At 69.3% G+C, this 14,905-nt stretch carries 12 protein-coding genes; 5 read left to right on the forward strand and 7 right to left on the reverse strand.

Annotation, left to right across the window (positions count from 1 at the left end; all coding sequences use genetic code 11):
* The first annotated feature begins 2 nt into the window (after positions 1-2).
* The 5 genes from treS (at position 3) to ASG74_RS05815 (ending at position 8,272) form a co-directional block, all read left to right on the forward strand.
* The gene (gene treS / locus ASG74_RS05795; RefSeq protein WP_056140088.1) at positions 3-1,715 is read left to right on the forward strand and encodes a maltose alpha-D-glucosyltransferase; all 1,713 of its coding nucleotides are present in this window, start codon (positions 3-5) and stop codon (positions 1,713-1,715) included.
* A complete protein-coding gene (locus tag ASG74_RS05800) occupies positions 1,708-3,192 on the forward strand; it encodes a maltokinase N-terminal cap-like domain-containing protein (protein WP_056140091.1) in 1,485 nt (494 codons plus the stop codon). The genes treS and ASG74_RS05800 overlap by 8 nt, the downstream gene beginning before the upstream one ends.
* Positions 3,189-5,540, forward strand: a complete 2,352-nt coding sequence (glgB, locus tag ASG74_RS05805) for a 1,4-alpha-glucan branching protein GlgB (protein ID WP_200942536.1) — start codon at positions 3,189-3,191, stop codon at positions 5,538-5,540. Before ASG74_RS05800 ends, glgB begins: the two co-directional genes overlap by 4 nt.
* Entirely contained in the window at positions 5,537-7,201 is a 1,665-nt protein-coding gene (pgm, locus tag ASG74_RS05810) for a phosphoglucomutase (alpha-D-glucose-1,6-bisphosphate-dependent) (RefSeq protein WP_056140094.1), read from the forward strand. The genes glgB and pgm overlap by 4 nt, the downstream gene beginning before the upstream one ends.
* Positions 7,202-7,351: 150 nt before the next feature.
* Positions 7,352-8,272 (forward strand): type IV toxin-antitoxin system AbiEi family antitoxin domain-containing protein, encoded by a 921-nt coding sequence (locus ASG74_RS05815; RefSeq protein WP_156465300.1) that lies wholly within the window; start codon positions 7,352-7,354, stop codon positions 8,270-8,272.
* Between the two features lie 9 nt (positions 8,273-8,281).
* Here ASG74_RS05815 and ASG74_RS05820 read toward each other — a convergent pair whose 3' ends face one another.
* The 7 genes from ASG74_RS05820 to ASG74_RS05850 all read right to left on the reverse strand — a co-directional run bounded on the left by ASG74_RS05820 (position 8,282) and on the right by ASG74_RS05850 (position 14,849).
* Entirely contained in the window at positions 8,282-9,547 is a 1,266-nt protein-coding gene (locus ASG74_RS05820; RefSeq protein ID WP_056140100.1) for an ATP-grasp domain-containing protein, read from the reverse strand.
* 39 nt (positions 9,548-9,586) lie between these two features.
* Positions 9,587-10,333 carry an esterase family protein gene (locus ASG74_RS05825; RefSeq protein WP_056140103.1) on the reverse strand — a complete coding sequence of 249 codons (747 nt, stop codon included), beginning with the start codon at positions 10,331-10,333 and terminating at the stop codon, positions 9,587-9,589.
* A 5-nt stretch (positions 10,334-10,338) separates the two neighbouring features.
* Positions 10,339-11,391 (reverse strand): alpha/beta hydrolase, encoded by a 1,053-nt coding sequence (locus ASG74_RS05830; protein WP_056140107.1) that lies wholly within the window; start codon positions 11,389-11,391, stop codon positions 10,339-10,341.
* 1 nt (position 11,392) lies between these two features.
* Positions 11,393-12,385, reverse strand: a complete 993-nt coding sequence (locus ASG74_RS05835; protein WP_056140109.1) for a co-chaperone YbbN — start codon at positions 12,383-12,385, stop codon at positions 11,393-11,395.
* An 87-nt stretch (positions 12,386-12,472) separates the two neighbouring features.
* Positions 12,473-13,477 (reverse strand): hypothetical protein, encoded by a 1,005-nt coding sequence (locus tag ASG74_RS05840; RefSeq protein ID WP_056140113.1) that lies wholly within the window; start codon positions 13,475-13,477, stop codon positions 12,473-12,475.
* Positions 13,474-14,124: a hypothetical protein gene (locus ASG74_RS05845; RefSeq protein WP_056140115.1), complete on the reverse strand. Its 651-nt coding sequence runs from the start codon at positions 14,122-14,124 to the stop codon at positions 13,474-13,476. Before ASG74_RS05845 ends, ASG74_RS05840 begins: the two co-directional genes overlap by 4 nt.
* Positions 14,125-14,294: 170 nt before the next feature.
* Positions 14,295-14,849: a MarR family winged helix-turn-helix transcriptional regulator gene (locus tag ASG74_RS05850; RefSeq protein WP_056140118.1), complete on the reverse strand. Its 555-nt coding sequence runs from the start codon at positions 14,847-14,849 to the stop codon at positions 14,295-14,297.
* Positions 14,850-14,905 lie beyond the last annotated feature (56 nt).

The raw sequence follows: 14,905 nt of genomic DNA on the forward strand, positions 1-14,905 counted from the left end.
ACGTGACGACCACGCATGGACTGGGACTGAACCAGCCGGGGCTCAAGCACGACCCCGAGTGGTTCAAGACAGCCGTCTTCTACGAGGTTCTCGTGCGGGCCTTCGGAGACTCCAACGCCTCGGGCGCCGGGGACTTCCAAGGGGTCATCAACCGCCTCGACTACCTGCAGTGGCTCGGGGTCGACTGCCTCTGGCTGCCGCCGTTCTATGCCAGCCCCCTGCGTGACGGCGGCTACGACATCGCCGACTACACGCAGGTGCTGCCGGAGTTCGGGACGCTGCCGGAGTTCCAGCAGCTCGTCACCGAGGCGCATGCCCGCGGGATCCGCATCATCACCGACTTCGTCATGAACCACACGAGCGACCAGCACCCCTGGTTCCAGGCGTCGCGCTCGGACCCCATGGGCCCCTACGGCGACTTCTACGTGTGGTCCGACACCGACGACAAGTACACCGACGCCCGGATCATCTTCATCGACACCGAGACGTCGAACTGGACCTTCGACCCGATCCGGCGGCAGTTCTTCTGGCACCGCTTCTTCGGCCACCAGCCCGACCTCAACTTCGAGAACCCGGCCGTGCACGAGGCGATGTTCGAGGTCGTCCGCTTCTGGATGGACATGGGCATCGACGGCTTCCGGCTCGACGCCGTCCCCTACCTCTACGAGGAGGAGGGGCACAACGGCGAGAACCACCCCAAGACGCACGAGTTCCTCGCCAAGCTGCGCGCGATGGTCGACGAGGAGTACCCCGGGCGCATCCTGCTCGCCGAGGCCAACCAGCCCCCGGCCGACGTCGTCGACTACTTCGGCACCGAGGACGCGCCGGAGTGCCAGATGTGCTTCCACTTCCCGGTCATGCCGATGCTCTACTACGCCCTGCGCGACCAGCGGGCGCAGCCGATCATCGACGTCCTCGCCGAGACGCCGGACATCCCGGCCGGCACCCAGTGGGGCACCTTCCTGCGCAACCACGACGAGCTCACCCTCGAGATGGTCACGCCGGAGCAGCGCGTCGCGATGTACGGCTGGTACGCCCCCGACCCGCGCATGCGCGCCAACGTCGGCATCCGTCGCCGGCTCGCGCCCCTGCTTGACAACTCACGTCCCGAGATCGAGCTCATCCACGCGCTGCTGCTCTCGCTGCCGGGCTCTCCGTGCCTGTACTACGGCGACGAGATCGGCATGGGCGACAACATCTGGCTCATCGACCGCGATGCCGTGCGCACCCCGATGCAGTGGACGCCCGACCGCAACGCCGGGTTCTCCGAGGCCGACCCGGGCAGGCTCTACCTGCCGGTGATCTCCTCTCTCGTCTACCACTACAACGGTGTCAACGTCGAGGCGCAGATGGCGACGGGGCACTCGCTGCTGCACTGGGTGCGCGGCATGCTCGGCGTGCGGCGCCTGCACCCCGCGTTCGGTCTGGGCGACTTCGCCATCGTGCCGACCGACAACGAGTCGATCCTCGCCTACACCCGGTCCATGGCCGCCTCGCGCGACCACGCGGGCGAGACGCTCCTGTGCGTCAACAACCTCTCCGACAAGCCACAGGCGGCGACCGTGCAGCTGCCCGAGCACCTGGGCGAGAACGAGCTGTTCGACCTCTTCGGTGGTGCCAACTTCCCGTGGATCGCCGCGGACGGGCGGGTCACCTTCACCATGGGCAGCCGGGACTTCTTCTGGCTGCGCATCGGAGCGGAGAGCCGTGGCTGAGCTGCACAAGGGAGCCGACCTCACCCCCACCAAGCTCGAGCTCATCGAGGCGTGGATGGGGACTCAACGCTGGTATGCCGCCAAGGGCACCTCACCGTCGGTGCGTCGCCTTGCGTCGTGGAGACTCGGCGACCCGGCCGGTCAGGTCGGAGTCGAGGTGCTCATCGTCGCGGACGTGTCGGGATCGGTGCCCGTGATCTACCAGGTGCCGCTCACCTATCGCGGCGCCCCGGTCCCCGAGCTCGAGCCAGCACTCGTCGGGGTGATGGAGCACTCGGTCCTCGGCACGCGGTGGGTCTACGACGCCCCGCATGACCCCGTCTACGCCGCGCAGCTCCTGGAGCTCGTGCAGGGGCGGGTACGGGCCGAGTCCAGCGCTGCCAGTGGCGAGCTCGACGACACCGTGGTGGCCACACCGGGACCGACCTGGTCCCGCTCGGTCACCGTGCGCGACTCCAAGGTCCTCTCCGGTGAGCAGTCCAACACCTCGGTGATCCTGCAGTGCGTCGACGCCGAGGGCGACCTCGTCCCCGTCATCGTCAAGGTGTTCCGGATGCTCTCCGCTGGTGAGAACCCCGACGTCGTCCTCCAGTCGGCGCTCGTCGAGCACGGGTCCTCCCGCGTCCCGGCCGTCGTCGGGTCCGTCGCCGGGCAGTGGCCCGAGCCGGGACCGTCCGGGGAAGCCGCGGCTGCGGACGAAGGCGGGCGCACGGCATACGGGCACTTCGTCTTTGCGCAGGAGTTCCTGCCCGGCGTCGAGGACGCCTGGCGCGTGGCGCTCGAGGCGGTGCGTGCGGGCGAGGACTTCAGCGGCCCGGCCCGCGCGCTCGGCGAGGCCACGGCCGAGGTGCACGCGATGCTCGCCGACGCCCTCGGCACCACCGAGACGACGGCGGAGATGGCTCGTGACATCGTGGCGGGCATGCGTGATCGCTACGCCGCTGCCGCCGCGGAGGTGGGTGCCCTGCACGACCACGAGGACGCAGTCTCCACGATCTTCGACGCGGCCGAGCAGGTGAGCTGGCCTGCGCTGCAACGCATCCACGGTGACTACCACCTCGGCCAGGTGCTGCACACCCCCGATGGCGGGTGGATCCTGCTCGACTTCGAGGGAGAGCCGCTGCGACCCCTCACCGAGCGCAGCCAGCCAGACCAGCGCATCCGCGACATCGCGGGCATGCTGCGCAGCTTCGACTACGCCGGTGGCGCCGTCGAGCACTCGAGCACCGCCACCGCGCGGGACTGGGTCACCACCGCCCAGCAGTCTTTCCTCGACGGTTATGCCGCCCAGAGCGGCGAGGACCCACGCGACCGGGCCGCCCTGCTCGCCGCGTTCGAGCTGGACAAGGCGATGTACGAAGTCGTCTACGAGGTCCGCAACCGACCATCGTGGGTCGACATCCCGCTGGCCGCCATCGAACGGCTGGCCTCGGGTTTCCCCACATCCACGACCACATCCCAGGAGGACACCCCGTGACCCCGACCCCTGCCCACGAAGTCAGCGGTGCGATCAGTGCCCTCATCCAGGGGCGCCACCAGCAGCCGCACGACCTCCTCGGCCAGCACCTCGAGGACGGTGGCCTGCGCATCCGCGCCCTGCGCCCCATGGCGTCGTCGGTGCGAGTGCGCTTCCAGGACGGCGAGGAGCTGACCCTCGAGCACGAGGCCGAGGGCGTCTGGACCGCGGTGCGGGCCGGTGCGACCGAGACGATGGACTACCGCCTGCTCGTCGCGTGGGGTGACGGTGTGGAGCACCTCCAGGACGACCCCTACCGCTTCGCCCCCACGCTCGGCGCGATCGACCTGCACCTCGTCGGCGAGGGGCGGCACGAGCAGCTGTGGACCGTGCTCGGGGCTCGGGTGCGTGAGTACCCCGGACCCCTCGGCACGGTGCGCGGCACGTCCTTCGCCGTGTGGGCGCCACGGGCCAAGTCCGTGCGTGTCGTCGGGGACTTCAACGGCTGGGACGGGCGCGTGCACCCCATGCGGCTCATCGGGTCCAGCGGCGTCTGGGAGCTGTTCATCCCCAACATCGGCGCAGGCTCGGTCTACAAGTACGAGATCCGCGGCGCCGACGACATCGTGCGGGCCAAGGCCGACCCGATGGCCCGGCGCACCGAGACCCCGCCGCTCACTGGGTCCGTCGTCGACGAGGCGACCCACGAGTGGGGTGACGACTCGTGGCTCACGACTCGACGCGAGGGCGATGCGCACTCCGGGCCGATGAGCGTCTACGAGGTGCACCTCGGCTCCTGGCGCCAGGGACTGTCCTACCGCGAGCTTGCCGAGCACCTGGTCAACTACGTCGCCGACCTCGGCTTCACCCACGTGGAGTTCCTGCCGGTGATGGAGCACCCCTACGGCCCGTCCTGGGGCTACCAGGTGACGGGCTACTACGCCCCGACCTCGCGCTTCGGCACGCCCGACGACTTCAAGTTCCTCGTCGACACCCTCCACCAGGCGGGCATCGGCGTGATCCTCGACTGGGTGCCGGGCCACTTCCCGCGCGACGAGTGGGCGCTGGCGCGCTTCGACGGCCTGCCGCTCTACGAGCACCCCGACCCGCGCCGCGGCGACCAGCCGGACTGGGGCACCCACATCTTCGACTTCGGCCGGCTCGAGGTGCGCAACTTCCTCGTCGCCAACGCGCTCTACTGGCTCGAGGAGTTCCACATCGACGGACTGCGCGTCGACGCGGTCGCCTCGATGCTCTACCTCGACTACTCGCGCAACGACGGCGAGTGGCTCCCCAACGTCCACGGCGGGCGAGAGCACCTCGAGGCCATCGGCCTGCTCCAGGAGACCAACGCCACCGCCTACAAGCGCGTCCCCGGCATCGTCACGATCGCCGAGGAGTCGACGTCCTGGCCGGGCGTGACCAAGCCGACGAGTGGTGGCGGCCTGGGCTTCGGGCTGAAGTGGAACATGGGCTGGATGAACGACTCGCTGCGCTACCTCGGCGAGAACCCCTACAACCGCCAGCACCACCACGGCCTGCTGACCTTTGCGCTCATGTATGCCTTCAGCGAGAACTACGTCCTCCCCATCAGCCACGACGAGGTCGTCCACGGCAAGGGTTCGCTCGTCAACAAGGCGCCGGGCAACCGGACCGACCAGCTCGCCACCGTGCGCGCCTTCCTCGCCTACATGTGGGCCCACCCGGGCAAGCAGCTGCTCTTCATGGGCTGCGAGTTCGCGCAGCCCAGCGAGTGGGCCGACGGCCGCTCGCTCGACTGGTGGCTGCTCGACCAGCCGGGGCACTACCGCGTCCACAACCTCGTCAAGGAGCTCAACCGGCTCTACCGCGCGCACCCGGCACTGTGGACCCTGGACTCGCACCCCGCTGGCTTCGAGTGGCTCGACGCGGACGACAACCAGGGCAACACCTACTCGTTCGTGCGGTTCGAGGATGCCGAACGCCGCAGCGGCGACGTCGTCGCAGCCATCGTGAACTTCGGCGGCGACTCCAAGGAGTGGCTCCGGGTCGGTGTCCCGTTCGGCGGCCGCTGGCGCGTCATCCTCGACACGAGCGGCTACGACCAGCACGGCACCCCGAGCCAGGCGGACCTCGAGCTCGACGCCGTCGAGGAGCCCTGGAACAACCAGCCGTTCCACGTCACCGTGCGACTGGCCGGCCTCACGGCGATCTACCTGACGCCGGTCGTGGACGAGCCGGAGCCCGAAACCGAGCCCGTGCCCGAAGCCGCGCCCGAGCCCGCAACGCCTGCGGATACGGCTGCCGGAGCCACCGTCGTCGCAGACGTCGTGGACGGCAGCGCGACAGCTGCCACTGGAGAAACCACAGCCGAGGAGGTCGTCGAATGACGAGTTCGCGTGCAGGACAGCCAGCCCAGCCCTCCGACCTGGTCGACGTGCCGCACTTGGTCGCGTCCTACTACGTCCTGAAGCCCGATCCCGAGAACGTCGACCAGCAGGTCGCCTTCGGCACGTCAGGACACCGTGGATCGTCCCTCAACACCGCCTTCAACGAGGACCACATCCTCGCGACGACCCAGGCGATCGTCGAGTACCGCGCGGCCCAGGGGTTCGACGGCCCGCTGTTCATCGGGCGCGACACCCACGGGTTGTCCGAGCCGGCCTGGGCCACCGCCCTCGAGGTGCTCGTGGCCAACGACGTCACCGTGCTCGTGGACTCCGCAGACCGATACACCCCGACACCTGCGGTGTCGCACGCCATCCTCACGGCCAACCGCGGCAAGGTCACCCGTGTCGACCGTATGCCGGCCGGCGCAGGACTCGCCGACGGCATCGTCGTGACTCCGTCGCACAACCCACCCTCCGACGGCGGCTTCAAGTACAACCCCCCGCACGGCGGACCGGCGGACTCCGACGCGACCAAGGCGATTGCCGCCCGCGCCAACGAGCTCATCCGGGCCGGCCTCGACGGCGTGAAGCGGATCCCCTTCTCGCGAGCCCGTTCTCAGGTTCAGTCGTACGACTTCATGGGCACGTATGTCGACGACCTGCCCAACGTCGTCGACCTCGCAAGGATCAAGGAGGCGGGTGTGCGCATCGGCGCCGACCCGCTGGGTGGGGCGTCGGTGGACTACTGGGGAGCCATCGCAGACCGCCACGGCCTGGACCTCACGGTCGTCAACCCACTCGTCGACCCGACCTGGCGCTTCATGACGCTCGACTGGGACGAGAAGATCCGCATGGACTGCTCCTCTCCCAGCGCCATGGCGTCCCTCATCGGCCGCAAGGACGACTTCGACATCGCCACCGGCAACGACGCGGACTCGGACCGTCACGGGATCGTCACCCCCGACGGCGGCCTGATGAACCCCAACCACTACTTGGCGGTGGCGATCCAGTACCTCTATGGCGGTGCCCGGCCACAGTGGCGCGAGGACGGGTTCATCGGCAAGACGCTGGTGTCCAGCTCGATGATCGACCGTGTCGCCGAGGACCTGGGACGTCGGCTCGTCGAGGTCCCCGTGGGCTTCAAGTGGTTCGTGCCCGGGCTGCTCGACGGCTCCGGGCCGTTCGGCGGCGAGGAGTCGGCCGGTGCCTCCTTCCTGCGGATGGACGGGTCGGTGTGGACCACCGACAAGGACGGCATCATCCTCGCGCTGCTCGCCTCGGAGATCCTCGCGGCGACGGGGAAATCCCCCAGCCAGCACTACGGTGAGCTGACCGCGAAGCACGGCACGCCGGCATACGCCCGCATCGACGCACCCGCCAACCGCGAGCAGAAGGCCAAGCTGGCCGCGCTCTCCCCGGACGCCGTCACCGCCGAAAGCCTTGCAGGAGAGCCGATCACGGACAAGCTGACCGAGGCTCCCGGCAACGGGGCTGCGATCGGTGGCCTCAAGGTCGTCACCGAGTCGGCTTGGTTCGCGGCGCGCCCGAGTGGCACCGAGGACGTCTACAAGATCTATGCCGAGTCCTTCAAGGGGCCCGAGCACCTTGCCCAGGTCCAGGCGGAGGCCAAGGACGTGGTGAGCGCCGCCCTCGGCTCCTGACGTGAGCCAACCCGGCTCCCGAGCCTGTGTCGACCTCCCGCGCCTCATTGATCCGGCTCCGCAGCGGACACCCGGCTCCCGAGCCGAATCAGTCGGCCCCCTGTGGAGAACTCAACCGCGCTGACCTCCGATTCGGGCACCCTTGCGTGCATGAGCGAACTCTCCGGCCCTCTGGCGGCCATCGCCGCTGAGCACCGCGGCCTCGTGACCCGTCAGATCGCCCGCGCTCGCCACATCTCACCCTCAGTGGTCGCTGCGGCCCTGCGCACACAGGCTCTGCACCGGCTTCGTCCCGGCATCTTCGTGGACCAGAGGGTGTGGGCGGCGACCCAGGCCCACGATCGCTTCGCACTCCTGGTCCGGGGTGTGCTGCTCGGGCACCCTCATTGGCTGGCGTCGCACCACGCGGCACTGGCCCTGCATGGCCTTCCACTGTTCGGGGTGAACACCTCGCTGGTCGACGTCGCCGCCGCGGTCACCACGAGCAAGAGGCGCGCGGGTCTGCACGTTCACGTGGCGACTCCTGCACAGCGGGCCCTCATCAAGGACCCGGAGTCCATGGCCGTATCCGTCGTCGATGCCTGTCTGCTCACTGCAGCGGACCACGGCTTCGTCAGCGGCGTGGTCGCGATGGACGCGGCGGTCAAGCGGCGTGAGACGACGGTGGATGCCCTGTCGACAGGCCTGAGCAGCTCGGCGATCCGCTACGGCGCTGAGCAGGCGCGCGCCTCGATCGAGGCGATTGACCCGAAGTGCGAATCCCCTGGCGAGACCAGAACTCGCATCATCCTCACCGCTGCTGGGCTCGACGTACGCTCCCAGGTCTCCTTGAGCGATGCCGAGGGATTCATCGGTCGTGTCGACTTCCTGGTCGCAGATCGTGTCGTGGTGGAGTTCGACGGGGCGATCAAGTACGACGGGCTCGACGGTAAGCGGGCCCTCATGGAGGAGAAGCGTCGGGAGGAGCGCCTGCGCGACGCCGGTTTCCGGGTCGTGCGCGTCACCTGGGCCGACCTCACGCGAGCCGAGGTGCTCGTGGCTCGCATCCGTGGGTACCTCGCCGCCGCGTGAGAGATGAGGTCAGGCCCCGGCGACCGATCCCAGCCGGTGCTGCTCGTCCGTGAGCCACATCCCGAGCAGCCCGCCGAAGTGGCCCTCGAACTTCTCCCACTCGTGCGGTGGATAGGTCTGGTGGATCGTCGTCTGCAACAACTTGCGGAACTCGTCTGAGCCGATCCACTCGTGCACCATCTCGTCGACGTGCGGCAGTGAGGTCGCGCAGAACTCCTGGTAGCGCTCGGTCTCGAAGTGGTCGTCGGCCAGACCCTGGTATGCCGTGAGCTTGCCTGCGTAGTCCAGCGCCGCGTCGTCCGCGATGGCGAACCACGGGTCGGTGTCGACCTGGGTGCGCGCCTTGCGTCCGGTGACGGTGCAGTAGACCGACCACCGCAGCAGGGCCTTCATCGCCCACGGGAAGTAGTAGTGCAGCGACGTGACCGCGACGTCGGGGCAGGCGTTCGCGTAGTCGATCGGGTACAGCACCCCGTCGCGCACGAGCATCTCGCAGGAGTTGAACTCCCACCGGAAGAAGGCGTTGACCGTCTGCGCGATGGTGACGGCCTCGCGACCGGTCTCGTCGGAGAGGAAGCCGTGGTCGACGGCGTAGCGGTTGTGCATCGGCTCGTCGGGGCGGAAGTTCATCACCATCGTCTCGGGCCCGATGGTCAGTGCCCGCGCGAACACCTCGAAGCCATCGACGGCCTTCTGGAGGTGCATGAGCATCTCGCCCGAGTCGTCGTAGGCGTGGTGCAGCGCCTCGCGATCCTTGATCTGCGACACGCCGCGCCACGCGCCACCGTCGAACGGCTTCATGAACATGGGATAGCCCAGCTCGTCGGCGATCGCGTCAAGGTCGAAGGACTGGTTGTAGCGGCTGGAGGTGTAGGCCCAGCGCGAGTTGTCGACGGGGTTCTTGTAGGGCACGAGCACCGTGTCGGGCACGTGCATCCCGAGCCGCATGAGCGCGCAGTAGGCCGAGTGCTTCTCCATCGACTGGAACGTGAAGGGACTGTTGAGCAGGTAGACGTCGTCCATGAGCGAGACCTTCTTGAGCCACTCGCGTGGGTGGTAGTACCAGTGCGCGAGCCGGTCGATGACGAGGTCCTGGCGGGGGCGGTCGCGCAGGTTGAAGGGCTCGATCGACAGCCGCTCGGTGCTCACCCGGTGGTCCGCACCGTCGGCGGTCCGAACCACACCGAGCCGGCGGGCCAGGGCCTCGAAGGCGGTCGGCCAGTCGTCCTCAGCGCCGAGCAGGAGGCCGATGAGGTGGTCGGTCTTGGGTGCCATGTGCGTCCCTTCGTTGGGTGGTGCCGATGCTGCCAGTTCTCAGACGAATCGTGGGAGATGGTGCGCAAGCTGCTTCTGCCACCACGGCCAGTCGTGGGCGGAGTCAGCGCCCCAGACGTCGAGCTCGTGACGAATTCCCCTATGGGACAGCAGATCCGCGAAGGCGCGAGTCCCGGGCAGGGCCCCTGTCGGTGACACCTCGAACGGACCCTCACCCACGACGAGCAGCACCGACAGTCGCGAACGGAGCCACTCGAGGTGCTCACCGTCGAGTCCCGGAAGGTATGCCGTGGGGTTGGCGAAGTAGGTCGCGTCACCGAGGTCACCCCACGCGTTCCAGGTCGAGGGGTCGTAGTTGCCGGAGAAGCCCATGGCCAGGGGGACCAGGTCCGCGCGCTGCAGGGCGAACTGCACCGCGTGGTACGCACCGAGGGAGACGCCGAACGTGATGAGCTCGGGCTGGCCGCCTGTCTGCTCGCCGATCCACGGGACCACCTGCTGCTCGACCCACGCCTGGTAGGTGCCGTGCCGGGCTGCCCGCTCGTCGGTCGGGATGTCGTTGGCCGACCACGTCCAGCCGTCCAGGGAGTCGACCGCGAAGACCCTGACGCGTCCGGCATCGACGAGGTCGCGGACCGACTCCAGCAGCCCACGGCCCTCGAAGTCCGCGGCACTGCCGCCCTCGCAGGGGAAGGCCAGGAGTGGCTGCCCGTAGTGGCCGTGTCGCACCACCCGGAGCTCGGTGTCGAGGCCGGGCACTGGGAGGCGAGCCTCGGCGCGGTGCATGGTGCCTATCCTTGCGCGTCCCCCCACACGTCCCGCAACACATCGCCCAGATGGGGGTCGAGCGCGTCGCGCCACGCGGTGTAGTTGTGCAGGTCGCGGACCTCCGTGTGCGTCACGTCGTGACCGGCCCGTCGCAGCGCTGCCGCGATGTCACGGTTGTTGGCGGCGTTCTCCTCGAGCGCCCCGCACGTGAGGCCGATCCGGAGCGGTCGGGCCACCGAGCGCATGTCCAGGATCTCCTGGACCCGGCGTGAGATCCGGTCGAAGTACTTGTAGGAGCTCTCCTGGCCGTCGTGCTTGTGCTGGAAGAACGACCCCGACTGGGAGAACACTCCCCCGATCTCTGCGACGTCGAGCAGGCCGACGAGCAGTGCCGTGAGGCCCCCGAGGCTGGCACCCATGACGACGACGGGACCTTGGGTCGGGAAGTCCTCGTTGATGCGCGAGAACCCCTGTCCCGCAATGGTCCGCAGGTACTTCGGCGAACCCGAGTACCACGCGTCCCGCAGGACCGGGTGCGCCAACGCCAACCGGTGGGGAGGCAGCTCTCCGGAGGCGATCTTGGCGCCCGAGAACTGCGTGATCGAGGCCAGCTGGTCGTACTCCGGGCCGTCGTTGACCAGGAGCAGCGGCAGCGGCTGCCCCTCGCTCCCCTCGGGCTCCCAGATCGTCACCGGCACGTCGGCGACCGTCTCACCCTCGAGGGCCATCGGAGTGAACCGGCCGGGGACGGAGGGTTCGGACAGCCAGGAGGGAACGGCATACCCCGGCATCTGCATCACGGAACGCGAGCCGAAGGCGGTCTCGACCACGACGGGGTTGTCCGGGTCGAGGATGGTCTCCGCCGCGACACCGTCCTCGACGGGACGGGTGACGATGAAGCGGTACTCGATGCGTTGGAGGTCCGGCCGCGGCAGCGCGAGCTCCCAGACGTCATCGACGAGGGCGAACGCGCGCCCGCCCGGGATCACGGAGTCGCAGTCCAGGGAGACACCGACGGCTTCTGGCGCCCCGGCGAAGCGGAAGCGCACGTGGTCGTCGAGCAGCTTGGGCGGCACCTCAGAAGAGGGCGTTCATCAACGCCGTGCGGCCCTTGCGCACCCGCTCGTCGTGGTTGCCCACGACGTTGAACAGCTCGAGCAGGTGGGTGCGAGCCTTGTCGCGGTCCTCGCCCTCGGTGGCCTTCACGGCGTCGATGAGACGGGTGAAGGCGTCGGCGACGTGCCCACCGAGGACGTCGAGGTCCGCCACCGCGATCTGCGCGTCGACATCCTCCGGCGAGTGGGCGGCCGCGGCGCGAACCGCCTGCGGGTCCAGCCCCTCGGTGCGCTGCATGAGCCGCACCTGGGCGAGGCCCAGCTCGGCCTCGTGGTCCTTGGGGTTGGCGGCGAGCGCCTTCTCGTAGGCCGCGACGGCACTGTCGAGGTCGCCGCGGTCGATGGCGTCGTAGGCCTGCTGGATGAGCGGGGGCAGGGCCGGCTCCTCGTCGTCACTGGCGCTGGCACCGGCGACCGGGCCGAGGTCGACGCGGCCGGTGATGCCGTTCTGGATGGCGGCCTGGACGAGCTGGTCGAGGATGGTGCGGATCTCGTCGTCCTGGGGCAGTCCCGGGAAGAGCGGGACCGGCTGCCCCTGGAGCAGGCCGAACGTCACGGGCACGGTCAGCTGGCCGAAGGCCTGGACGATGACCTGCTGGAAGGCCTGAAGGACGCCCGGCGAGCTCTGCACGTCGGCCGAGACGACGAACACGCGTCCCTCGAGCTGGGCCGCGACCGCTGCGACGCGCTCGGCGAGGCCGACGGTCTGCTCGTGCGCGGAGGACCACAGCACGAGCACGGCGGGAACCTGCAACGTCCGGTTCATCACCTCGGAGAAGGTCGCGTCCGTGACGTCGACGAGAACTCCAGCAGGCAGGCCGGAGCTGCCGGCGCCCGGGGAGCCGGGCGCACCAGCTGCGGAGGCCGTGCCTGCGGAGGCAGCCGGGGAGGCGCCGAGGGCGGAGAGGTCGATGGCGCCGCGTGCGCCCGAGGGCGGGGTGGGGGTGGTACTCATGACAGGGATCCTCTCAAATGTTCGACCCGGCCCTGCGCCATGGGCGTGGGACCGGGTCGAAATCGGGGGTTCGGGTTGAGCAGCCGGTCACTCAGCGGTGGCCGAGACGATCTGCTCGTCAGCGCCGACCGTCGAGGTGGTTCCCGTGGCGGGCACGACCATCACGAGGTTCTCGAGGCTGTTGATGGTGATGCTCTTGTTGGCCTTCGTCTTGCCGATGAGCTTGCTGTAGGTGCCGGGGATGACCAGCTCCTTGGCAGCCTTGTTGGCCGTGATGACGTCCTTGCGCACCAGCTGGCCGAAGGTCACCGTGCCACCGTCGGCCAGGCGGAAGGCGATCGTGTTGTCGGGGACCACGGTGTGCTTCTGCGACAGCGTGGCCAGCTTGCCCAGCGACCTGACCTGAGCGGCCGTCGACGAGCGCAGGGCAGTGGCGTAGGCGTCGGTCGTGGGGATGGACTTGTTGACCGTCGGCTTCGGGTAGTTCAACCCGGAGGCGTAGCCGGTGAGGGCCTGGATCGGGGTGAACAGCGCGCCCGCCTTGTCCGTCGGCTTGACCAGGGGAGAACCGACCGCGAGGTCGCCGATGGCCGGGATGCTCGTGCCGGGCAGCATCGGCACCGAGGCATGGACCTTGAACGGCTCGGTCGCGGACGCGGACATCAGGACGTGCAGCGTCTGCGTCTTGCTCGCCTTGTCGAGGGTGCCGACGAGGATCGCGCGCGGCCACGCCTTGCCGCTGGACACTGCGACGACCTCCGGGTCGCTCGACTGCTGCAGCGGGTCCGATGCCGTCACGGTGCCCAGCCTGGTCGCCGCCTTGGCCTGGGCGAGGGCGGCGCCCGCGAGGACCTCGGACTGGGCCTTGGCGGCCGCGGTACCCGTGGCGCCCCGCGCAGCGGCGGCAGCGTCGAGGACCCTCGCCGCCACCTTCTCCGCGCCGTCGACGTTGAGGGGCGCGGCGTCGGTGCGTTCGGCCGGGGCGTCGTGGAGACCGACGACGCTGGCGCCGAGACCGCAGCCGGCCAGGCTCGCGGCCAGGGTCAGGCCGGCAACGGAGGCGGTGATGCCACGTCGGGTGAGAGCGATCATGAGGTCTCCCCCTCGTGGGTCGGCTGGTCCGCGCGGGTGCGGCCGGCGCTGGCGTCGCGGCGTGAGCTCCACAGCAGGCTGAGCCCGCTGAGGAGCAGGAACAGGCCCACGAGGGCCGCGATGACGGACTGGACGAACCAGGACTTGCGCTCCCAGGTGAGGTCGATGCGCGCGAGCTGGCCCGTGGTCGCCTGCGCGATGACCGTCTCCGGCGCGTTGGCCTGCTCGACGGTCATCGAGACGGCACCGTCACCGGCGTCGGTGTTGCGCCACACGTCGGACGTGTCGAGCGCGGGGGTCTCGCCCGTGCCGTCGGTGGTGGTCGTGAGCTCCCAGGGCATGGTGCTGACCCCCGTGACCGTGGTGTGCGCGCTCCGCCCGAGGACGGCCTTCGCGTCGGAGGGCGCGGCTGCAGCGAGCCACACCGAGCCACCCTTGCGGGGAGTGGCCGTGACCTTGACGTCGCCGTCGACGCGGTTGAGGACGGTCTGCGGGACGAGCACCGGGTTGGTCCCGGTGCTCGTGGCAGAGAAGGTCGCGGTACCGCTGCCACCGAGGTGGAGGGCGTACCACAGGCCGATGACGGTGAGCACCAGGCCGAGGAGGGCGAGGAGAGCACCGACGACCCGCTTGGCGAGCGTGGGCATGCAAGGTCCTTTGTTCTGGAGCACGGGCGGTGGCCGAAAGATGTCTCATTTCGGTCACGGACTGCTCTCCACCATGACAAAGGAGGGTGGCCGTAGCCAAATCGTCGAGGCCTGCCATCACCCGCGGAACAACGTCGGGCACCCCTCCGGCCCTCCCCCGAGCGCGTCCGTCAGGAGCGACCCACCGGCGACCAGGCAGGCTCCTCACCGGTGTCGAGAAAGTCCCCGGCAGCCACCCGCACGCCCCTGAGCAGGGAGAACAGCTCGGCCTGCTGTTCAGGTTCGAGCATCCCGAGCCCGAACTCCACCGCCTCGAGGTCGGCGGTCGTCGCCTCCATCGCGCCCCGGCCGGTGTCGGTGATCACAGCGAACGCCCCCCGCCGATCCGCCGGGTTGGTCACGCGCTCGACAAAGCCCTGGGCGGCCAGTCGCTGGACGATGTTGGTGGCGCTGGTCGGGTGCACCATGAGCCGCTCACCGATGCGCCCCATCGACAGGCGACCCTCCCGGCTGAAGGCCAGGAGGACCAGGGCCTCGTAGCGCGCGAAGGTCAGGCCGTGCCGCCCCGCGATGGCGTCGAACTTCCCGAGCAGCAGCTGCTGGACTCGCATGATCGACGTCGCGGTGACCATGGGCGAGACCTCACTGTCCTCGCCCCATCGCGCGCGCCAGAGCTCACCGGCACGGGCGATGGGGTCGAAGGGCAGCTTGAGGTCCTTGGGCACACGAGCACGCTAGCGGCACCTGCCCTCGCCCACCTCGCGGGACGTGCCGACCGACC

The organism is Knoellia sp. Soil729 (assembly GCF_001427985.1).
Taxonomy (GTDB): Bacteria; Actinomycetota; Actinomycetes; order Actinomycetales; family Dermatophilaceae; genus Knoellia.

What these genes read in the sequence shown, in the direction of transcription:
- pgm (WP_056140094.1), top strand. Translation starts at nt 5,537, where the DNA reads ATGACGAGTTCGCGTGCAGGACAGCCAGCCCAGCCCTCCGACCTGGTC.
- ASG74_RS05815 (WP_156465300.1), top strand. Translation starts at nt 7,352, where the DNA reads ATGAGCGAACTCTCCGGCCCTCTGGCGGCCATCGCCGCTGAGCACCGC.
- ASG74_RS05820 (WP_056140100.1), bottom strand. Translation starts at nt 9,547, where the DNA reads ATGGCACCCAAGACCGACCACCTCATCGGCCTCCTGCTCGGCGCTGAG.
- ASG74_RS05825 (WP_056140103.1), bottom strand. Translation starts at nt 10,333, where the DNA reads ATGCACCGCGCCGAGGCTCGCCTCCCAGTGCCCGGCCTCGACACCGAG.
- ASG74_RS05835 (WP_056140109.1), bottom strand. Translation starts at nt 12,385, where the DNA reads ATGAGTACCACCCCCACCCCGCCCTCGGGCGCACGCGGCGCCATCGAC.
- ASG74_RS05840 (WP_056140113.1), bottom strand. Translation starts at nt 13,477, where the DNA reads ATGATCGCTCTCACCCGACGTGGCATCACCGCCTCCGTTGCCGGCCTG.
- ASG74_RS05845 (WP_056140115.1), bottom strand. Translation starts at nt 14,124, where the DNA reads ATGCCCACGCTCGCCAAGCGGGTCGTCGGTGCTCTCCTCGCCCTCCTC.